The 2747-nt window shown below is 44.7% G+C and carries 1 protein-coding gene; it reads left to right on the plus strand.

The features are described from left to right. Positions 1–484 precede the first annotated feature (484 nt). A partial coding sequence (locus ACQY26_RS00015) for a DUF2931 family protein (protein WP_428047034.1) occupies positions 485–2747 on the plus strand: 2263 nt, incomplete at its 3' end.

Below are 2747 nucleotides of genomic sequence, written 5' to 3' on the forward strand. Positions count from 1 at the left end.
GTGTTTTTTCCTCGTTCGGATACCTCGCTCACTTCGTTCGCATAGCGGCAAGTATGCCTCACTCATAAGAAAACACAAATCAGGCTCAAATCCAGAAGTTCACGCTGGTTGCATTCTCGCACTGCTTTTACTCGGCCTATCTTTATCGTTCATTGCTAGCAATTTTCCTCAAATCTGAAAAACCACGCCGGTTACATTATCTCACGCTTAGACCTTACTTAAACACTCATTCAATGTAGGTCAGGTTTTACCTGATGTCGTCCATTTTTAAGCAGTCAAGTTCAGCATGACAGATTATTATTTGTGTCGTGTCGTACGTCGGGCGTTTTGTTAAAAGCCGAAAACAGTTGACGGTTTTTTAAATAAACTTTTCTAAAAAGAAAGATTTAATTTTCCAAAGTATAAAATCTAAACGCGGATTTTAATTTGTATTGGGGCTATTTTGCTATAATAAATTAATATTTTTACTGAATCGGGGAGATTTATGAATAAATTTATTAAGCTGTCCGTATTTTCTTCAGTTTTGTGCGCACAGGCGGCCAATTTCGGCTGTATGGGCGGAGGGGAAACCCCTAAGGAGGCGATAGCTTATGATACTCCTGCAATAAGGGAAAAGATATATCCCTTATTTACGGAAATGATTGCTGAAAATCTGCCTGATGACGTTAAACAAACTATGGGAAAAGAATACGCGGACATGGCGGAAAAATATAAAGACGCCAACGGCGATATGGATGAAGAAAGCCTCAATAAATTAGTTGCCCAAGCGGAGAAAGAACTGGCAGATTTGCATAAAAAGTACGCATCTATGCCGGCGGATTTTTTCGAAACCGTTTCCCCGGCAAACGTTATTAGCGTATTTATCAATTCCGGCGATTTGCCAAACATTTTTACGCCGGAGGAGCTGTTTTTCTGGTTTTATGTCGAGCGTTTGCGCTATTTGATATTGGCTTCTTTGCACGCGGATTTAAGTTTTGGGGAAGAATCTTGGATTGTAGAGGAATTTACCGAAAGCGTAAAGCGTAATTTGCAAACTGACGATCCCAAAGTATCGGCCGCTATTTTTGAGGACGTTATCCGCTATGAAAAACAAAATCCTTTCAACTTTAAAAAATATAAAGAGGCCGCTTTGCGCGATGCCGATGAAGACGAGGATAACCCTCTTAAAGATATCTCCGAAGAGGATTTTGCAAAAGCCCGCAAAAAGGTGCTGGCAATTTTTGAAGGGGACCTTAAAATCCTGCGCGCTCTTAAGCCGGGCCAAAGCTTTGAAGAGGCCGCCGCTGAGGAAAACGCTAAAAACGGCATAGTCGAATATGAGCTTGGCCTTGCCATGCATCCTTTATATCCGATTCAGCCGTTTTTTACCGTACTTGATTTGGATGAAGAGGGGGAACGCACGGCGGAAGTTTTCCCGCGCCCAGCAAGCGAGTGGGGATACCCTGCGGGGGGATCTTCCCATATAAGCGCAGGCGGTGCCCGCCCTCTGCCGCGCAAGCTTGATATGGTGTATTATTCCGTAGTTGAAAACAAAGCTTATTCGCTGGAAGAGCCCCTTCCTTATGAAAAATTAAAAGAAATGTTCTCTAAAAAGGATGAAGACGGCGATCCTTTGTATACCGATATTATCATCGGGGCGGCCCCTTACGGCGGCGTGGCTTTGTGGACGCAGCGCAGGGATACCCGCCAAACGGAACTTATATCTTGGCTGAAAGGAAAAGAAGTCGCCTTGGATTTTGAGGATTTTGCTTCTTCGGCTATGATTCCCGGCTCTAATTGGGCGGAGTTTAGGGCGAACGCTTTGCAAGAATATAAAGAAGCGGCGGAAAATCTTGAAGAAAACGGTTTGCCGGATAAAGAACTTTTTAATCAGTTCAATAAAAAATATAATACCGCATTTACCGTGCGCTTTAACGCCCCTGCCAAAGACGGGGAAAATATACCGGAAATCGAGTCTTTTACCGTACGCTATTTTAACGGCGAGAATGAAACATTGACTCCGGCCGATTTCGGCAAAGCGGCAATGCGCGCCAAACCCAAGGAAATTGAAATCCGCTTTAAAGACGGCAAAAACGAAAACGCCTCTTATTTATACGTTTCTTATAAGACTGCGGCCGATAACCGCTCGTCCGAAGAAGCCTATATGCGGGCGTTTTTCGATTCGCCTGAAGCTGAAGGCGAGATATCTTTTACTTTTAACGGCATTAAAGAACCTTGGGATATTAAAGTTTCTTCCGGCGGGAATACTGCCTTGCTGCCGTTTGAGGAAATACGCTTCCGTAATAAATTTGAAGTTTACCGCACCCCGGTTTATTATCAGCCGCACAGCTTTTGGAAAGGCCAAAAGCCTGAAGCGGAAGAAGAGCCCGTTTCTCTGCCGAAAGAAGCTTTAAACCTTTTGGATTCCGAGGGCGAAACGCCTTTGTTTAAAGCCGTAAGAACTTATGACGAAAATACTTTTAAAGCTTTGCTTGAGGCCGGCGCGGACGTTAATTTAAAAACCGAAAGCGGCGATACTCCTTTGGCTTGGGCGGCTTCTTCCGGTAATTTTGATTTTGTAAAAGCTCTTCTTGCGGCGGGCGCGGACGTCAATATGACAGATTCAAGCGGAAAAACGCCGTTAATGCAAGCGGTGTCATCGGGCGATGAAAAAATTGTCAAACTGCTTTTGGAAGCGGGCGCCGAAGAGGCGGATCAACGCGTCTTGGAGCTCGGTCGCTTTGCGGTATTGCGGGAGATAGGCGTCG

The organism is Candidatus Proelusimicrobium excrementi, assembly GCF_937881865.1.
Classification (GTDB): domain Bacteria; phylum Elusimicrobiota; class Elusimicrobia; order Elusimicrobiales; family Elusimicrobiaceae; genus Proelusimicrobium; species Proelusimicrobium excrementi.